This window comes from Meridianimarinicoccus zhengii (assembly GCF_003254465.1).
In the GTDB taxonomy this organism is placed as follows: Bacteria; Pseudomonadota; Alphaproteobacteria; order Rhodobacterales; family Rhodobacteraceae; genus Meridianimarinicoccus; species Meridianimarinicoccus zhengii.
This window is the reverse complement of sequence record NZ_QDFI01000001.1, coordinates 138946-156190: the sequence shown is the minus strand read 5'-3', so window position 1 is coordinate 156190 and position 17245 is coordinate 138946. Positions and strand designations below refer to the sequence as shown.

Annotated in this window: 13 protein-coding genes; 8 read left to right on the top strand and 5 right to left on the bottom strand. The window is 67.7% G+C overall.

Annotation, left to right across the window (positions count from 1 at the left end; all coding sequences use genetic code 11):
* Positions 1-142: 142 nt before the first annotated feature.
* Positions 143-1642, bottom strand: a complete 1500-nt coding sequence (dacB, locus tag DDE13_RS00765; protein WP_111400824.1) for a D-alanyl-D-alanine carboxypeptidase/D-alanyl-D-alanine endopeptidase — start codon at positions 1640-1642, stop codon at positions 143-145.
* A 104-nt stretch (positions 1643-1746) separates the two neighbouring features.
* Complete coding sequence (locus DDE13_RS00760; protein WP_111400823.1) at positions 1747-2376, bottom strand: nicotinate-nucleotide adenylyltransferase; 630 nt, start codon at positions 2374-2376, stop codon at positions 1747-1749.
* A 128-nt stretch (positions 2377-2504) separates the two neighbouring features.
* Between DDE13_RS00760 and ggt the strand changes: the two genes are divergently transcribed.
* Entirely contained in the window at positions 2505-4313 is a 1809-nt protein-coding gene (gene ggt, locus DDE13_RS00755; RefSeq protein WP_111400822.1) for a gamma-glutamyltransferase, read from the top strand.
* Positions 4314-4461: 148 nt separating this feature from the next.
* Positions 4462-4797 carry a hypothetical protein gene (locus DDE13_RS00750; RefSeq protein ID WP_111400821.1) on the top strand — a complete coding sequence of 112 codons (336 nt, stop codon included), beginning with the start codon at positions 4462-4464 and terminating at the stop codon, positions 4795-4797.
* Positions 4798-4825: 28 nt separating this feature from the next.
* Here the strand turns inward: DDE13_RS00750 and DDE13_RS00745 are convergent, their stop codons facing one another.
* Both DDE13_RS00745 and DDE13_RS00740 read right to left on the bottom strand, forming a co-directional pair.
* Positions 4826-5503 (bottom strand): Crp/Fnr family transcriptional regulator, encoded by a 678-nt coding sequence (locus DDE13_RS00745; RefSeq protein WP_111400820.1) that lies wholly within the window; start codon positions 5501-5503, stop codon positions 4826-4828.
* A gap of 133 nt (positions 5504-5636) precedes the next feature.
* On the bottom strand, positions 5637-6875 hold the full coding sequence (locus DDE13_RS00740; protein WP_162630811.1) for a hypothetical protein: 1239 nt from the start codon (positions 6873-6875) through the stop codon (positions 5637-5639).
* A gap of 198 nt (positions 6876-7073) precedes the next feature.
* Here DDE13_RS00740 and ettA point away from each other — a divergent pair, with 198 nt between their 5' ends.
* The 6 genes from ettA (at position 7074) to DDE13_RS00710 (ending at position 16437) form a co-directional block, all read left to right on the top strand.
* Positions 7074-8729 carry an energy-dependent translational throttle protein EttA gene (ettA, locus tag DDE13_RS00735; protein WP_111400818.1) on the top strand — a complete coding sequence of 552 codons (1656 nt, stop codon included), beginning with the start codon at positions 7074-7076 and terminating at the stop codon, positions 8727-8729.
* 151 nt (positions 8730-8880) lie between these two features.
* A complete protein-coding gene (locus tag DDE13_RS00730; protein ID WP_111400817.1) occupies positions 8881-9729 on the top strand; it encodes a transposase in 849 nt (282 codons plus the stop codon).
* Between the two features lie 100 nt (positions 9730-9829).
* Complete coding sequence (locus DDE13_RS00725) at positions 9830-10984, top strand: phosphoserine transaminase (protein WP_111400816.1); 1155 nt, start codon at positions 9830-9832, stop codon at positions 10982-10984.
* A gap of 144 nt (positions 10985-11128) precedes the next feature.
* A complete protein-coding gene (serA, locus tag DDE13_RS00720) occupies positions 11129-12724 on the top strand; it encodes a phosphoglycerate dehydrogenase (RefSeq protein WP_111400815.1) in 1596 nt (531 codons plus the stop codon).
* Positions 12725-12876: 152 nt separating this feature from the next.
* Positions 12877-14052, top strand: a complete 1176-nt coding sequence (gene bktB, locus DDE13_RS00715) for a beta-ketothiolase BktB (RefSeq protein ID WP_111400814.1) — start codon at positions 12877-12879, stop codon at positions 14050-14052.
* Between the two features lie 81 nt (positions 14053-14133).
* Complete coding sequence (locus DDE13_RS00710; RefSeq protein ID WP_111400813.1) at positions 14134-16437, top strand: response regulator; 2304 nt, start codon at positions 14134-14136, stop codon at positions 16435-16437.
* Positions 16438-16450: 13 nt separating this feature from the next.
* On the opposite strand, the gene yaaA is transcribed toward DDE13_RS00710, so the two are convergent.
* Positions 16451-17236 (bottom strand): peroxide stress protein YaaA, encoded by a 786-nt coding sequence (yaaA, locus tag DDE13_RS00705; RefSeq protein ID WP_111400812.1) that lies wholly within the window; start codon positions 17234-17236, stop codon positions 16451-16453.
* Positions 17237-17245: the final 9 nt, after the last annotated feature.

The window sequence follows — 17245 nt, the reverse complement described above, 5'->3', positions numbered from 1 at the left end:
ACCACGGCGCGACGCGCCATCCGCGCCGGGCCCGCCCAACCAGACGCGGCGCACCGCGGGAACGCGGTGCCGGGGTCGTGTCCCGCCGCAGGCGGGGCCGCATGATTGCCGCGGGCGCGGCCGCCGGATCACCCGTGCCGGCTCATGCCATCCCGGCCCAGATTCGCACCAGGTCGTATTGCATCGTCCGCGACCGGCGCACCCAAGCGGCGGAGCCGGGCGGGCGCTCCTCCTGCCCCTCGGGAATGGCCGCGCGCCGCTCCAGGTCCGCGGTCAGAATGGCGAAGACCAGCGGCGCGGCACCGGGCCGGTCGATGAACCCCGCCAGCGCGCTCACGAAATTCAGCGTCCCGGTCTTGGCCCGCAGGCCGAACGGTTCCGCCGTGCCATCGGGGCGCGCCAGCGGGATCACCCGCAGGCTGCGCGCCAGCGCCCCGTCCGCGCCCATGCGGACAAGACCCGCACCCATGTCGGCCGCCGTCACCCGCGACCGGTCGCCCAGCCCCGAATGGTCCACGAACGACGCAGCGCCCATCCCCATGCCGCGGTCCGACATGGCCCAGTCGGCCATCGCGTCGCCGCTCGCCGCCAGCGAACCCGGCACGGCGCCCAGCGCCCGCGCGCTCGCGGCCAGACCGATCGCCTCGGCCGTCAGGTTGGTGGAATACCGCAGCATCCCTGCCGCGACCTCGGCCAGCGGTGCGCTGTCATGCTGTGCCAGCACCGCGCCGCCGGGCAGCACATCCACCGGCACGGGGCGCCCAAGCGCGATCCCCTGCGCGCCCGCGAGCGTGCGGAACACGTCGCCCGCATAAAGCGCGCTGTTGCGCACCGGCAGCCAGCGCGTGCCGCCCGTGCCCAGCCCGCCGCGCGCCACCGACCACAGCTCGCGCCCGCTTTCAGGGTCGAGCCTGTGGGCGAACAGCGGCCCGGCGCGCCCGGCGACTTCCATCGCCGCCATGCCGACCTCGGGGTTATAGCCCGCGTCGCGCGCATCCAGCCGCACGGTGTAATCCGCCCCGCGCTGGCGCCATTCGAAATGCACCCGGTTATAGTTCAGGTTCAGCCCCGAAATCGACGGGTTGTACCCCAGGTGGTCGGGCTGACCCGGCTCGATCTCGTCCACATGGGGCAGCGCCCCGGCCCAGACCCGGAACCCGCCCGTGACCCGGCGCAGCCCCCGGTCGCGCAGCGTCGCGGCCAGCGCGGCCAGATCGCGGGTGGCAAGGTCCGGCGCCCCGCCCCCGGCCAGCACGAGATCCCCGTCCAGCACGCCGTCGCGCACCGGCCCGGTGCCGATCACCCGCGTGGCGAACCGGTGCCCCGGCCCGAGCCAGTCGAACCCGTAAGCCGCCGTGACCGCCTTGGCGACGCTCGCGGGTGGCAGCGGCTGATCCGCGGCGCGCGCCAGCAGGGGGCGACCCGTATCGGCCTCCGCCACCCAGAAGGCGACCGCGCCAGACAGACCGGCCTCGGCGATTCGGGCTGCACTCAGGCTGGCCGGATCGGGCGGCGGCGGTGGCGGGCCGCGCCGCACCGGACGCGCGCTCGTGGCGACATTCGCCAACGCGCCGCCGGGCAGCAGCGAGGCAGTGGTCCCGGCCAGTCCGGTCAGCAGCAGGCGGCGGCGATCCAGGGTCATGGGCGCAGTTAGCCGCGCGAACCGCGCGCGATCAACCCCGGTTTGCAGCGGCCCGGAGTCATACAGGAGTCATACGCGAGTCCGACAAGAGTCCTACAGGACTCTTACACCGTGTCATTCGGTGTCCCGGCACCCTTGCGCCACGCCCCGCGCGCCCGAATCTCGGTCGAGGACAGGTCCACCATCGGCCCGCGCAGGTAACACCACGCAGGCGGCACCGCACAGCCAAGCAGTTGCGACTGCTGCGCTTTCAGCCGTGACCCGCGATACAACCGCGCCGCGTTGGTCAGCCGTGCCGACACCGGATCGCCGGGCCGCGCGATCACCCCCACCGGCACTTGCGCGAAGATGCTGGGCCAACGTTCCCAGCGGTGGATCGTGGCGAGGTTGTCCGCCCCCATCAGCCAGCAGAAACGCACGCCTTTGTAATGACTTAGGATAGCTTCCAGCGTGGCGGCCGTGGCACGCGTGCCCAGCCGCGCCTCGATATCCGTCACCGTCACCCGCGGATGATCCATGACCCTTTTCGCCGCCGCCATCCGGTCTTCCAGCGGCGCAGGGCCTTGGGCTTTCAACGGGTTGCCGGGACTCACGAGCCACCAGACATGGGTCAGCCCGAAGCCGCGCAGCGCCTGTTTCGTGATATGCACATGCCCCGCATGCGGCGGATCGAACGACCCGCCCAGCAGCCCGATCCGCTGCCCCGCCCGCGCCGGCGGAAACCCCTGTCTCATCCGGCCCGTCCCCGTCTCTGGATGCCCCGTGCTAGGGCAATCGCCCCGCCCTGCGCAAGCCGCCCGCTGGACAGGCCGCGCGCGACACCCCATGGTTACAGCATCGCATCGACGCAGGGGAGGGTAAAATGCACCGGATTTCAGACCATTGCAGGATCATGGCCGTCGTTCTGGCACTGGCGGCGCTGCCCGCGGGCGCACAACAGGTCGCGGACGCCGTGGACCCGGAAGCCGCCGGCGCGGGTATCCTCGCCACGGGCCTCGGCCGCGAAGCCCTGACCGCACTTGCCGAAAAAGACGCGGGCCGCCCGGTAATGGCCGAGGACTGGATGGTCGCCGCCGCCAACCCGCTGGCCGTGCAGGCAGGCGCGGACGTGCTGGCGGCAGGCGGCACCGCCGCGGATGCCATGGTCGCCGTGCAGGCCGTTCTGGGGCTGGTGGAGCCGCAATCCTCGGGCCTCGGGGGCGGCGCGTTCCTTGTCTGGCACGACGCAGCCACGGGCGAGACAACCACGCTCGACGGCCGCGAAACCGCACCGCTCGCAGCCTCGCCGACCCTGTTCCAGACGGCGGCGGGCGAGACGATGGGGTTCTGGGATGCGGTCGTCGGCGGGCTGTCGGTGGGCACGCCCGGCACCCCCGCGCTGATGGAGGCCGCCCATCGCCGCTGGGGCCGGGCCAATTGGGGCAGCCTGTTCGACGACGCCATCGCACTGGCCGAAAACGGTTTTGCCGTCTCTCCCCGTCTTGCCGCGCTGGTGGCGGGCGATGCCGAACGGCTCTCGCGGTTCCCGGCCACGGCGGATTACTTCCTGCCCGGCGGCAACCCGATCGCCGCGGGCGACCGGCTGGCCAACCCCGCCTATGCCGACACGCTGCGCACCATCGCCACCGAGGGCGCATCGGCGTTCTATACCGGTGAGATCGCCGAGGGCATCGTCGCCACGGTCCGCGGCGTCGAAGGCAATCCGGGGCTCCTGACCCTGCTGGACCTGTCGCTCTACCGGGCCATAGAACGCCCCGCCGTCTGCGCCGAATACCGGGCGCATGACGTCTGCGGGATGGGGCCGCCATCGTCGGGCGCGCTGACCGTCGGCCAGATCCTCGGGATGCTCGACAGCTACGATCTGGGAGCCCTCGGCCCCGACAGCGCCGAGGCATGGCGCCTGATCGGCGATGCCTCAAGACTCGCCTTCGCGGACCGGGGCCGTTACATGGCCGACAGCGATTTCGTGCCGGTGCCCACCGCGGGGCTGGTCGATCCGGACTATCTGGCCGGTCGCGCACAGCTTCTGGACCGCGACAGCGCCCTGCCCGAGGTTTCACCGGGCACCCCCGCCTTCGACCACGCGCTGCACTGGGCGGACAACGTGGATATCTCGCTGCCCTCCACATCGCATATCTCGATCGTGGACAGCCATGGCAACGCGCTGTCGATGACAACCACCATCGAGAACGGCTTCGGATCGCGGCTGATGGCGCCGGGCGGGTTCCTGCTGAACAACGAACTGACCGATTTCAGCTTCGCCAGCCATGAAAATGGCGTGCCCATCGCCAACGCGGTCGCGCCGGGCAAGCGGCCCCGGTCGTCCATGTCGCCGACCATCGTGCTGCGAGACGGCGCACCGGTGCTGGTCGTCGGCTCACCCGGCGGGTCGCGCATCATCGGCTATACCGCGCAAGCGATCATCGCCCATCTCGACTGGGGGATGGACGTACAGCAGGCGGTCAGCGCCCCGCATCTGGTGAACCGCTTCGGAACCATGGATGTCGAAGCGGGCACGGCGGCGGAAACACTGGCCGAACCGCTGGCGGCCATGGGCTTCGAGGTGGAGGCCCGCGACCTGACCTCGGGGCTGCACGCCATCGCGATCACTCCGGACGGGTTGCAAGGCGGGGCCGATCCGCGCCGCGAGGGCATCGCGCTGGGGCAATGATTACGGCGGGGCCGTAGGGTCGGGATTCCCCGACCCCGCGGTCGGCGACGTGCAGCCCGTGCTCAAACGCACTGAACTTCCGCGCGCCGGATGGCAGTTTGTCCCTGCAACGCAAGACGAACCCAACCCGACAACATGGAGAACCCAGATGCCCCGCAACGCAATACTCGGAAACTTCGCCGCCACGCTGGCCGCAACGGCCCCCGTGCTGGCCATGGTCGCCGGCCTGGCCGCCGCGCATGTCATCGCCTCGGCGGCAGGGATCACGACGCAGACCAGCGCGATGGGCGATCACCCCCGGCGCGCCGCGCGCACCGCCGCACTGGTGGCCCACGATCACGGACAGGCCACATCCTTCGGGACCGCGGATCGGCGCACCGCCCGCGCGGATACACCAGCCGGTGGCGATCTTCTGGCAGCAGCGGCCCGCCGGGACGGCGCGGGCGGCGATTCCTCCCGCGCCCGGATCATCTCGCGGCAGTGAGGGTCACAAGGGCAGGTCAAACCCCTGCTCAGCCGGCGCCCTGAACCCCGGATTCCAGCGCGGCGGCGTCGCGAACGACGACCCGGCGCCGCCCGCTGTCGATGAAGCCGAGCCGGTTGAACCGCGACATGGCGCGGCTCACGGCTTCCCGGTTGGTCACGACGTGGTCGGCGATCTCGCCATGGCTCGGCGCGGGATCCAGAACGCCACCGGTCTTCAGCGCGCCCGCTTCGATCAGCGCCCGGATCAGAAAGAGACGAACGCGCGTTTCCACGTCATGCACCGCGATCTCGTAGAACCGATCGGTCATTTCCCGCGTGTTGCTGGCAAGTTCCGCCAGAAGGTTGCGCATGGCACGCGGCCGCGCGGCGATCCAGTCGCGGAATGCCTCTGCCCCGATCCGCGCCACCCTTACAGGGCCGTCGCTTCGCACGGTACGCACCCGCGCGCCGCCATCGAGCACGGCAAGCTCTCCCAGAACGCGCCCGGGCATGATGCGATCCACGAGCAGATCCTTGCCGCCGCGGGACGGCACAAGCCCGAGGCAACGACCTTCGAGGAGCAAGAAGACCTCCCGGGGCGGGGTGCCGCGCGCACCGAGACAGGTACCATCCGGCAGCGTTTCGATCCGCGCGATCCGCGCCAGCGCCTCGCGGTCCTGCACGCCAAGCCCATGCGTCAGCGGAACGGCTTTCAATGGGTCCATGATCCGAAATCCACGAATAAACGAAATGCCTTGCACCCGCGCTGCACGCTGGGTGCAGATTTGTAAATGATATCTTAACCTTCGGGTCACCACCCGCAATCCCCCATAAATGGCGAGGATCCGCAGGTGACGCTCAGCCCGTCTCGGCCAGATGACCGACGCGAACGCCCCAGAACATCAGCCGCCGCGGCGGCAGGACGAGATCGAGCTTGAGGCTTCCCATGGCGTCGAAATGCGCGGTGGCACGCAGGGCGCTTTGCCCCTCCCGGACAACGAAAGGCCAGATGCCACCGCCCGCGCGGCCCCGCGCACGCAGATGGCCCGTCACCCCCGCCCGCAGCCCCAGGCCGGCAAGAATGCGCGCCTGCTCCGTTTCATCGAACTGCCCTGCATAGGTCAGGCCAAGCCGCATGTCCGATACCATGAGCAGTTGCGCGGCGTGGCGCAGCATCGACCCGTGGCGGCCGAAGAAAGCAGGCCAGCCGCCCTGCCCCGCGCTGGAATCCCATGCGGTCGAACAGGGGCCCGCGGCCAGTGCCCGGTTGACGATCTGGGCGTCGTACCAGCCGCGTGGAACCACCGGCACAACGGCCCGCGCACCGACATGGCCCAGCACGCCGATCCGCGCCGCGGCCAGCCGCCGTTCCAGTGGGTCGAAGGCATCGCCCCGAAGACCCGGCAACAGGGCCGGCCGTTGTGCGCCACCCGGCGCAAGCCCCCCGGTCTCGGCTGGCAACAGGTGATCACTGTCAAAACTGACCCGGCCCCCGCGCGTGGGGAACAGCCCCGCCACCGCGCTGGCAGGGCTCAGGGCATAGCCGGGCACATGCATAAGCCGCCGGTCCGGACCGATGCCCGTATCGTGGAATTTCACGGCGCCGAATGCATCGCGGGCACGGCTGACCGGATCCCGCATCGCCGCGTCGAACAACCGACAGGCGCGGCCGCGCATGTCGTCGGGCAAGCTCTCCCGTGCCCAGCGGCGAAACAGGACCTGCTGCGTCACGTCGGGGGATGCCGCGTTGCGGTACCGAACCCAGCAGGGATATGCGCTGCCAAGACAGCCGCGCAGTCCCACGCCGATTTCCGGCAGAAGGGCGCCCAGCAATCGCCGATAGGCCATCGACCACCGCGGCATGCTGCGCCCGGTCGCCAAAGCGGGTGCCGTGGCCGTGCGCGGCGGCATCCGGTCGGCAAGGATGGACAGACCCGCCTCGGTCTCCGTCAGCGTGGCATCGAGCGCCCCCGGCACCCATTGCAGATCGCCCCCTCCAAGCCCGAGCGCACGCAGCATCGCGCCGCGCCATCCGGCGTCGAGCGCGTCGTAGCGGCGGCCCAGCCCATGGCCACCGAGATCCAGCAATTCAGACACGACTTCCCCTTCGTCTCTAGGGCCGAATGCATCGCCATCCCCTGCGTCGCACCGACCGTGCCGGGATCGAATCGCATGTTGTCTAATTCCCGTCTGTGTCCTAGCGCGCATTCGGCCCACCGCCCATCGCCCACCGCTGCCGATTGCCCTTGCCCGGGCGCTCGTTTACCTGTGCCGCGAAAGCGCAGGAGAGAGATCATGGCCAGCTATCAGTATGTCTACCACATGGACGGCGTGTCGAAGACCTATCCCGGCGGGAAGAAATGCTTCGAGAACATCCGCCTGTCCTTCCTGCCCGGCGTGAAGATCGGCGTGGTGGGCGTGAACGGGTCGGGCAAGTCCACGCTTATGCGGATCATGGCCGGTCAGGACAAGGACTTCACCGGCGAGGCCTGGGCGGCCAAGGGCGCGCATGTGGGCTATCTGCCGCAGGAGCCGGAACTGGACCCCGCGCTGGACGTGCGCGGCAACGTGATGCTCGGGGTGGCGGCCAAGCAGGCCAAGCTCGACCGGTTCAACGAATTGGCGATGAACTATTCCGACGAAACCGCCGACGAGATGGCGCAATTGCAGGACGAGATCGACAGCGAGAACCTGTGGGATCTCGACGCGCAGGTCGACATCTCGATGGAGGCGCTGCGCTGCCCGCCCGACGATGCCGACGTCACGACCCTGTCGGGCGGCGAAAAGCGCCGCGTCGCCCTGTGCAAGCTGCTGTTGGAGGCCCCCGACATGCTGCTTCTGGACGAACCGACCAACCATCTCGACGCGGAAACCATCGCCTGGCTGCAACAGCACCTGATCGCCTACAAGGGCACGATCCTGATCGTCACCCACGACCGGTATTTCCTTGACGACATCACCGGCTGGATCCTCGAACTGGATCGCGGGTCGGGCATCCCCTACGAGGGCAACTATTCAAGCTGGCTGGAACAGAAGGCCAAGCGCCTGAGCCAGGAAGCGCGCGAGGACAAGTCCCGCCAGAAGACGCTGGAACGCGAACTGGAATGGATGCGGCAGGGCCAGAAGGCGCGGCAGGCCAAGCAGAAGGCCCGCATCAACGCCTATAACGAGATGGCCAACATGTCCGAGCGCGAAAAGCTGTCGCGCGCCCAGATCATCATTCCCAACGGCCCGCGGCTCGGATCCAAGGTGATCGAGGTCGAGGGACTGAAAAAGGCCATGGGCGACAAGCTGCTGGTCGAAGACCTGTCGTTTTCGCTGCCACCCGGCGGCATCGTCGGCGTGATCGGCCCCAACGGCGCGGGCAAGACGACGCTCTTCCGGATGCTGACCGGGCAGGAAGCGCCCGACGACGGCACGGTCAGCTACGGCGACACCGTGAAGCTGGCTTACGTGGACCAGTCGCGTGACGACCTGAACCCTGACGACAACGTCTGGGAAGCGATCGCCGACGGGCAGGACATCATCAAGCTGGGCGATGCCGAGGTGAACGCCCGCGCCTATTGCTCGGCCTTCAACTTCAAGGGCGGCGACCAGCAGAAAAAGGTGGGCCTGCTGTCGGGCGGTGAGCGCAACCGCGTGCACATGGCGCGGTTGCTGCGCGAGGGCGGCAACGTGCTGCTGCTCGACGAACCGACCAACGACCTGGACGTGGAAACGTTGCGGGCGCTGGAGGACGCGCTCGTGGATTTCGCGGGCTGCGCCGTGGTCATCTCCCACGACCGCTTCTTCCTCGACCGCATCTGCACCCACATGCTGGCGTTCGAAGGCGATGCCCATGTGGAATGGTTCGAAGGCAACTTCGCCGACTACGAGGAAGACAAGAAACGCCGCCTCGGGCCGGACGCGCTGGAACCGAAGCGGATCAAGTACAAGAAGTTCGGGCGGTGAGTTGCAATGAACCGGACATGTCCATAGTGCAACCGCCCCCAAACCGTCACAGGATCTCGCTTGGCGAAAGACGAGATCAAGGAGCGTCTCAAGAACCGCGCGCCCTGACCGGTTCGGGTTGGACGTGTCGTGACGACGAAGGAGGCTTTCGATGCCCGGGCAACCCGCCTTTCCCGGCCTCCGCCACGCGGCGAGGACGAAGCGGACGCGGCGGGAGAAGTTCCCTGGCGAGATGGACGCGGTGGCGCCGTGGACCCGGCTTTGGGCGCTGATCGCGCCGCATCACCCGACGGCGGGGCCGAAAGGCGGGCGCCCGCCGATGCCGCCCGAGACGATGCTGTGCGTCCATGTCCTCCGGCCGTGGTACGCGTTCAGCGATCCCATGGCCGGGGAGATGCTGTCCGACAGTGACGCCATGGGCCGGTTCGCGGGCATCGAGCCTGGCGGAGACCGCATCCCCGACGAGACCACGCTCCTCAACGTCCGCCACCCTTCCGAGACGCACCGACTGACCGGAAAGCCGTTCGCCGCGGTGCACCGCCACCTTGCCGACCGGGGGATCATGCCGCGCTCGGGCACGCTGGTGGATGGTGAGCGGGCGGACGCAATGCGGTCGCGTGAGCCTCCGACCAGCATCGATGCGCGGCCTTCCACCAGGAACGAAGCCAGGACACGCGATCCCGAGTTGTCATCGACGAAGAAGGGCAACGACTGTCATTTCGGGAGTGAGGCGGATCCGAAAAGACGCCGATGGCGCGCTTGCCCGACGGCCGCGCATATGGGCGTCACGCCGAGGGCTGTTGCCATGAGGCGCGGTCCGCCCTCGGACGCCGATCCCGGCCATTCTGGCCGTCCGACCTGCCGAAATCGCCGGCGAGAAGCCCTTGCCGGACCGCCCCGTCCGCGAAATCGCCGATGCCGAAGTTCAGAGGTTCCAAGGCTTCAGATGTCGCCCGATGCTTCCGTCAGAGATAGCGGTTTCCTTGCGTTGATGCACTAAGCCCCCACAACCCCCTTGCCAGACACCCCCCACCTGCCCTATCCGCATCGGTGGGACACCCTTCCCCAACGAAGGGCATATATCTGGAAGGATACCAGCGATGGTCACCACGCACCCCGGCACGCGGCCGGCGAATCCGCGTTTCTCCTCTGGCCCCTGCGCCAAGCCCCCCCACTGGACACTCGACGCTCTCAAGGATGCACCGCTTGGCCGGTCGCACCGCGCATCGGTCGGCAAGGCGAAGCTGAAGGCCGCCATCGACCGCACCCGCGCCATCCTCGGCGTCCCCGACGACTACCGCATCGGCATCGTGCCCGCCTCGGACACCGGGGCCTATGAAATGGCCATGTGGACCATGCTGGGCCAGCGCCCGGTCGAGATGGTCGCGTGGGAATCCTTCGGCGCGGGCTGGGTCACCGACGCGGTCAAGCAACTGAAACTCGACGCCCGCATCAATGAAGCGCGCTACGGCGAGATCGTGGACATGGCCGCGCTCGATTACGACCGCGACGTGTGCTTCACTTGGAACGGCACGACCTCGGGCGTGCGGATGCCCGATGGCGGCGCGATTCCGGCGGATCGCGGGGGCCTGACGCTGTGCGACGCGACTTCCGCCGCCTTCGCCATGGACCTGCCCTGGGACAAGCTCGACGTCACAACCTTCTCCTGGCAGAAGGTCCTGGGGGGCGAAGCCGCGCATGGCGTGCTGATCCTGTCCCCCCGCGCGGTGGAGCGGCTGGAAAGCTACACTCCGCCATGGCCGCTGCCCAAGATTTTCCGCCTGACCAAGGGCGGCAAGCTGATCGACGGCATCTTCGTGGGCGAGACGATCAACACCCCGTCGATGCTGTGCGTGGAGGATTACCTCGTCGCACTCGACTGGGCGGAGTCCATCGGCGGGCTGCCGGGGCTGATCGAACGGGCGGACAACAACTATTCCGCCATCGCGCAGTTCGTGGATGAGCACGACTGGATCGAATTCCTCGCAGCCGATCCGGCGGTGCGCTCCACCACCTCGGTCTGCCTGAAGTTCACCGATGACCGGATCGCAGACGGCGCGGCCTTCGCCAAGGCGGTGGCCAAGCGGCTGGAAGCCGAAGGTGTGGGCTTCGACATGGGCGCTTACCGCGACGCGCCGCCGGGCCTGCGGATCTGGTGCGGCTCGACCGTGGAAACATCGGACGTCGCCGCGCTGATGCCCTGGATCGAATGGGCGTTCGAGGCGGAACTGGCCGAACAAGCCAAGGCCGCCTGAGCCAGCTTTCCCGAACATGACATCCGGTCGCGCGGGCTCCAAGGGGCCTGCCCGGCAACCCCCTGACATCACGCGGACTCCTACAGGACTCCTACGGGATTCCTACGGGACTCCGACACCGCATATTCACGAAGGAACGCCCCGATGGCCCCCAAGGTTCTCGTCTCCGACAAGCTCTCCGAAACCGCCGTTCAGATCTTCCGCGACCGCGGGATCGAGGTGGATTTCATGCCCGATCTCGGGAAGGACAAGGAAAAGCTGCTGTCCGTCATCGACCAGTATGACGGGCTCGCGATCCGCTCCGCCACCAAGGTCACCGAAAAGATCATCGCCGCCGCGGGCGGTCTGAAGGTGATCGGCCGGGCCGGGATCGGCGTGGATAACGTCGATATTCCAGCAGCTTCGCGCAAGGGCATCATCGTGATGAACACGCCCTTCGGCAATTCGATCACGACCGCCGAACACGCCATCGCCATGATGTTCGCCGTGGCCCGCCAGATCCCCGAAGCCAACGCCTCCACCCATGCGGGCAAGTGGGAGAAATCGCGCTTCATGGGGGTGGAACTGACCTCCAAGACGCTGGGCGTGATCGGCGCGGGCAATATCGGCTCCATCGTGTGCGACCGCGCGCTGGGTCTTCGGATGAAGGTCATCGCCTACGACCCCTTCCTGTCCGAAGAGCGCGCCAAGAAGATGGGCGTGACCAAGGTGGAGCTGGACGAGTTGCTGGGTCGCGCCGATTTCATCACCCTGCACGTCCCCAAGACCGAAAAGACAGCGAATATCCTGTCGCGCGACGCCATCGCCAAGACCAAGAAGGGCGTGCGCATCATCAACTGCGCCCGCGGTGGCCTCGTGGACGAGCAAGCGCTGGCCGAGGCCTTGAAATCCGGTCATGTCGCCGGGGCGGCCTTCGACGTCTTCGCGGTGGAACCGGCGACGGAAAACCCGCTTTTCAACCTGCCGAACGTCGTCTGCACCCCGCATCTGGGTGCGGCCACTACCGAAGCGCAGGAAAACGTGGCGCTTCAAGTGGCCGAGCAGATGTCGGATTACCTGCTGACAGGGGCCGTGCAGAACGCGCTCAACATGCCGTCGGTCACGGCCGAAGAAGCGGCGGTCATGGGGCCGTGGCTGAAACTGGCCGAACATCTTGGCAGCTTCGTCGGACAGATGACGGACGAACCGGTCAAGACGATCAACGTTCTCTACGACGGGTCGGTATCGAAGATGAACCTCAACGCGCTCAACTGCGCCACGCTGGCGGGCTTCATGAAAGCCACCAACCCCGACGTGAACATGGTCTCGGCCCCGGTCATCGCGCAGGAACGCGGAATCAAGCTTTCGCGCACCACGCAGGAAAAATCCGGCGTGTTCGACGCCTATATCAAGCTGACCGTGGAAACCGAAAGCCGCACCCGCACCATCGCGGGGACAGTGTTCAGCGACGGCAAGCCGCGCTTCATCCAGATCAAGGGCATCAATCTGGATGCCGAGATCGGGGCGCACATGCTCTATACCACCAACCGCGACGTGCCGGGCATCATCGGTACGCTGGGGGCGACGCTGGGCCAGCACGGCGCGAACATCGCCAACTTCACCCTTGGCCGGACCCATGCGGGCGAGGACGCCATCGCGCTTCTCTATCTCGACGAACAGCCGTCCGAGGTCTGCCTTGGCGCGCTGCGTGACACGGGGATGTTCCAGCAGGTCCGCCCGCTGCAATTCGCGGTCGCCTGATCCCGCAGGTGGCCCGGTATCGGCCCCGTCTTCGGGCGGGGCCGTTCCGCGCCGGTGCCCTGCGGGCGACATTGACGCTGCGCCGCAGGGTCACGGTTCTCCGGCGACGGCTTTCGTGCAGTCTGCGTGCGACCTGAACCGGAGGACCAGCCATGAACGACATCGTCATCCTGAGCGCGCGGCGCACCGCGATCGGCAGCTTCGGCGGGGGCCTCGCCGCCATACCGCCCACCGAACTGGGGACCGTTGCGGCGCGGGCGGCGCTGGACGACGCTCGCATTGATCCCGCCGCCATAGGTCATGTGGTGATGGGCCATGTCATCAACACCGAACCCCGGGATATGTACCTGTCGCGGGTGGCGGCGATGGGTGCGGGCATTCCCGACAGCGCCCCGGCGCTCACGCTCAATCGCCTGTGCGGCTCCGGGCTTCAGGCCGTCGTGTCGATCGCGCAGTCGCTGATGCTTGGCGATGCGGATTTCGGGCTGGCGGGCGGTGCCGAGAGCATGAGCCGTGCACCCCATGCCCTGACCACGGCGCGCGCCGGCCAGAAGATGGGCGACACGGTGGCGGTGGACATGATGGTCGGGGCGCTGACCTGCCCCTTCGGCACAGGCCACATGGGTGTCACCGCCGAGAACGTCGCCGCCGAACACCGGATCACGCGCGAGGACCAGGACGCGCTGGCCGCCGAAAGCCAGTCCCGCGCGGCCCGCGCCATCGCCGAGGGCCATTTCGCGAGCCAGATCGCCCCGGTGGAGGTGACGACCCGCAAGGGCACGACCAGCTTCGCGGTGGATGAACACCCCAAAGCGAGCACCGCCGAGGATCTGGCTCGCCTGCGGCCCGTGTTCCGCAAGGACGGCTCGGTCACGGCCGGGAACGCCAGCGGGATCAACGACGGGGCCGCGGCGTTGGTGCTGGCGCGCGCCGACGCTGCCCGGGCCCATGGACTGACCCCGCGCGCGCGCATCGTCGGCTATGCCCATGCGGGCGTCCGCCCTGACTTGATGGGCATCGGCCCGATCCCGGCGGTGGAGCGGCTGTTGGAACGCACGGGCCTGAGCGTGGACGATTTCGACGTGATCGAATCGAACGAGGCCTTCGCCGCTCAGGCCATCGCGGTAGCCCGCAAGCTGGGCTTCGACCCCGAAAAGCTGAACCCCAATGGCGGCGCGATCGCGCTGGGGCATCCCGTGGGCGCAACGGGTGCGATCATCCTGACCAAGGCGCTTTACGAACTGGAGCGCACGGGCGGGCAGCGCGCACTGGCCACCATGTGCATCGGCGGCGGGCAGGGTATCGCGGTGGCCATCGAACGGATTTGACCGGCGATCCCGCAGGGCGTTCACGACACGTTCACCCCTGCTGCGCCATGGTCGCACCGTCGATGCAACGGATTTGTGGACATGGCGCAAGGGGGCGACCCTGAACTTTCGGACTTGCTGGCGCAGGAAAGGCGCGCCCGACTGGCAGCCGAACGGCTGCTGGACCAGAAAAGCCGCGAATTGCATGCCGCGAACCGCAAGCTGTCGCAGCACACCCGCGTGCTGTCGGAAGAGGTGATCGTCAAACGCGAGCAAGCGAAGACCTTCCAGACCGAGGCGGCCAGCCTGAAGGGCGAGAACACGCAGGTCCGGGCCGACCTGCAACGCGCGAACAAGCAGGCGGTGAAGGCCGAGCGGCGTTTGTGGGAGGCGCTGGAAACGATCCAGGACGGGTTCGCGGTATTCAACCCGCGCGACCAGCTCGTGATCGCCAATGTCGCCTTCATGTCCGTGTTCGACGGGCTTGAAAGCATCCGGCCCGGCGTGACCTATCCCGAGATCCTCGCGCTTCTGGCCGAAGAGGGGCTTGTGGATATCGGGTTCGAGGATCCGCAGATCTGGCAGGCCCGGATGCATGCCCGCTGGCAGCAGGATCGGATCGATCCGGTGGTCCTGCGGCTGTGGAACGACACCTATGTCAAGGTCATCGACCGGCGCGCGCGGGACGGCGACATGGTCAGCCTTGTGCTGAACATCACGGAAACCATCCGCTACGAGGAACAGCTCAAGGAACAGCGCACCCGGGCGGAGGCGGCGAACCGCGCGAAATCGGCCTTTCTTGCGAACATGAGCCACGAAATCCGCACCCCCATGAACGGGGTGGTCGGCATGGCGGACCTGCTGTGCGACACCGACCTGACCGAAGAACAGCGGCTTTACGCGGAAACCATCCGCAGTTCCGGGGAGACTCTGCTGGTCATCATCAACGACGTGCTCGATTATTCCAAGATCGAGGCGGCGAAACTGACGCTGAACCCCGCGCCCTTCGATCTCGAACGCACCATCCACGAGGTGCTGTTGCTGCTCAAGCCGTCCGCACAGGAACGCGGGCTCGACCTGATGATCGACTACGACATGTTCCTGCCCACGAGATTCGTCGGCGATCCGGGGCGCATCCGGCAGATCCTGACGAATCTCATGGGCAACGCGGTGAAATTCACCATCGAGGGGCATGTGGTGATCCGCGTGACGGGTTTTGAGACAGAACCGGGCCGCCACGACCTGCGCGTGACGGTCGAAGACACCGGGATCGGCATTCCCGCCGACATGATCGATCACATCTTCGGCGAATTCAATCAGGTGGACGACGAACGCAACCGCAAGTTCGAAGGCACGGGGCTGGGGCTTGCGATCACCCGGCAACTCATCGCCCTGATGGGCGGCGAGATTTGGGTGGAATCGATCGAAGGCGAAGGATCGAGCTTCGGGTTCAGCCTGTGCCTGCCCACGGACGAGGACACGCTGCCGCGGGTGCCGGTCAATCTCGGCGACCGGCGCTCGGCGCTGGTGGTGGACGACCAGCAGATCAACCGCATGATCCTTGAACGGCAACTGTCGGTCATGGGGTTCCAGGTCACCGCCTGCCGGTCGGGGGCGGAGGCGCTGGATTATGCCGGCCCGCCCTTCGATCTGATCATCACCGACATGCAGATGCCGGACATGGACGGGCTGGAACTGACCCGCCGGTTCCGCGCACGCGGCGATCCGGCGCCGATCCTTCTGCTCAGCTCCGCGCCCGGCGATTTCGGCGGCGCCGCGCGGGAGGCCGGAATCAGCGCGGTGCTGCAAAAACCGCTCCTGCGGCGCGACCTCTTCACACGGGTGGCCGATCTGGGGATGGCGATGCCAGGTACCAAATCACCGGCCACGTCCAGCGCACCGCCGGACGGCCCCGCGGTGATCGTACCGCCCGCGACCGCGGTTCCGGCGGCGGATCCGGCGCAGCGGCCCATGCGGATTCTCGCGGCCGAGGACAACCGCACGAACCAGCTCGTGTTCCGCAAGATGGTGGGGCACCTGAACATCGACCTGACCTTCGCGAACAATGGGCGCGAGGCGGTCGAAGCCTTCCGCGCAGCACGGCCCGACATGATCTTCATGGACGTGTCCATGCCCGAGATGGACGGCAAGCAGGCCACACGGGAAATCCGCGCGATCGAGACCGGCAGCGGCGCTCCGCCCGTACCGATCTGCGCGTTGACCGCCCACGCGATGTCCGGTGACGACACCGATATCCTTGCATCGGGAATGGACCACTACCTGACCAAACCACTGCGCAAGGCCGCGATCTGCGAGATGATCGAACGGCACAGGCCGGAAGGTACCATCCTTCAGCCGGATGCACAGGGTGTCGGGAACGCCGATGAACCGACCCGATCCGCCTGAGGATCCGAACCGGTCAGGCGGCTTGCTGCGCCCCTTCGGACCGGCGAAAAACCGGGGCCTCCGGCGTGCTGCGCGCCGGGTCGAAGACATATCCAAGCGCATCAAACCCGGCCAGGTCCGCCGGATCGGCGACCCGTTCGTCCAGCATGAAGCGCGCCATGGCGCCCCGCGCGCGTTTCGCGTGAAAGCTGATGACCTTCGGTCCGTCCGCGCGATCTTCCAGAAAGGTCGGCGTGACCACCGGCACCGCCAGTGCCGCGCGGTCCACGGCACCGAAGTATTCCTGCGACGCGCAGTTCACCAGGGCGCGCGCGCCGGTCGCCGCGGCCTGGGCATTCAACGCCTCGGCCAGCCGCGTGCCCCAATAGGCATAGAGGTTCGCACCACGGTCTGTCTTCAACTTCGACCCCATCTCCAGCCGGTAGGGCTGGATGCCGTCGCAGGGCCGCAGCACCCCGTAGAGCCCAGACAGGATGCGCAGTTGATCCTGCCCGTAGGCCAGTGTCGCGGCATCAAGGCTTCGGGCATGCAATCCCTGGTAGGTATCGCCCGCGAAGGCCCGCACCGCGGGGCGGGTCGCATCGGGCGACGGATCGGCCACGAAATCCTGAAACCGGTCGCGGTTCAGCGCCGCCAGCGACGAGCTGATATCCATCAGCTTGCGCAACTCGGCTTCGGACAGCTTCGCCGCCACGCCCGCCAGGTACACGGCATCGTTCGAAAAATCCGGAATGGTCTGCGCCATGCCCGGCACGTCGGTCCAGTCAAGCTTCTTGGCGGGCGAGATCACGACAAGCATCGGCAACTC

What these genes read in the sequence shown, in the direction of transcription:
- dacB (WP_111400824.1), bottom strand. Translation starts at nt 1,642, where the DNA reads ATGACCCTGGATCGCCGCCGCCTGCTGCTGACCGGACTGGCCGGGACC.
- DDE13_RS00760 (WP_111400823.1), bottom strand. Translation starts at nt 2,376, where the DNA reads ATGAGACAGGGGTTTCCGCCGGCGCGGGCGGGGCAGCGGATCGGGCTG.
- ggt (WP_111400822.1), top strand. Translation starts at nt 2,505, where the DNA reads ATGCACCGGATTTCAGACCATTGCAGGATCATGGCCGTCGTTCTGGCA.
- DDE13_RS00750 (WP_111400821.1), top strand. Translation starts at nt 4,462, where the DNA reads ATGCCCCGCAACGCAATACTCGGAAACTTCGCCGCCACGCTGGCCGCA.
- DDE13_RS00745 (WP_111400820.1), bottom strand. Translation starts at nt 5,503, where the DNA reads ATGGACCCATTGAAAGCCGTTCCGCTGACGCATGGGCTTGGCGTGCAG.
- ettA (WP_111400818.1), top strand. Translation starts at nt 7,074, where the DNA reads ATGGCCAGCTATCAGTATGTCTACCACATGGACGGCGTGTCGAAGACC.
- DDE13_RS00730 (WP_111400817.1), top strand. Translation starts at nt 8,881, where the DNA reads ATGCCCGGGCAACCCGCCTTTCCCGGCCTCCGCCACGCGGCGAGGACG.
- DDE13_RS00725 (WP_111400816.1), top strand. Translation starts at nt 9,830, where the DNA reads ATGGTCACCACGCACCCCGGCACGCGGCCGGCGAATCCGCGTTTCTCC.
- serA (WP_111400815.1), top strand. Translation starts at nt 11,129, where the DNA reads ATGGCCCCCAAGGTTCTCGTCTCCGACAAGCTCTCCGAAACCGCCGTT.
- bktB (WP_111400814.1), top strand. Translation starts at nt 12,877, where the DNA reads ATGAACGACATCGTCATCCTGAGCGCGCGGCGCACCGCGATCGGCAGC.
- DDE13_RS00710 (WP_111400813.1), top strand. Translation starts at nt 14,134, where the DNA reads ATGGCGCAAGGGGGCGACCCTGAACTTTCGGACTTGCTGGCGCAGGAA.
- yaaA (WP_111400812.1), bottom strand. Translation starts at nt 17,236, where the DNA reads ATGCTTGTCGTGATCTCGCCCGCCAAGAAGCTTGACTGGACCGACGTG.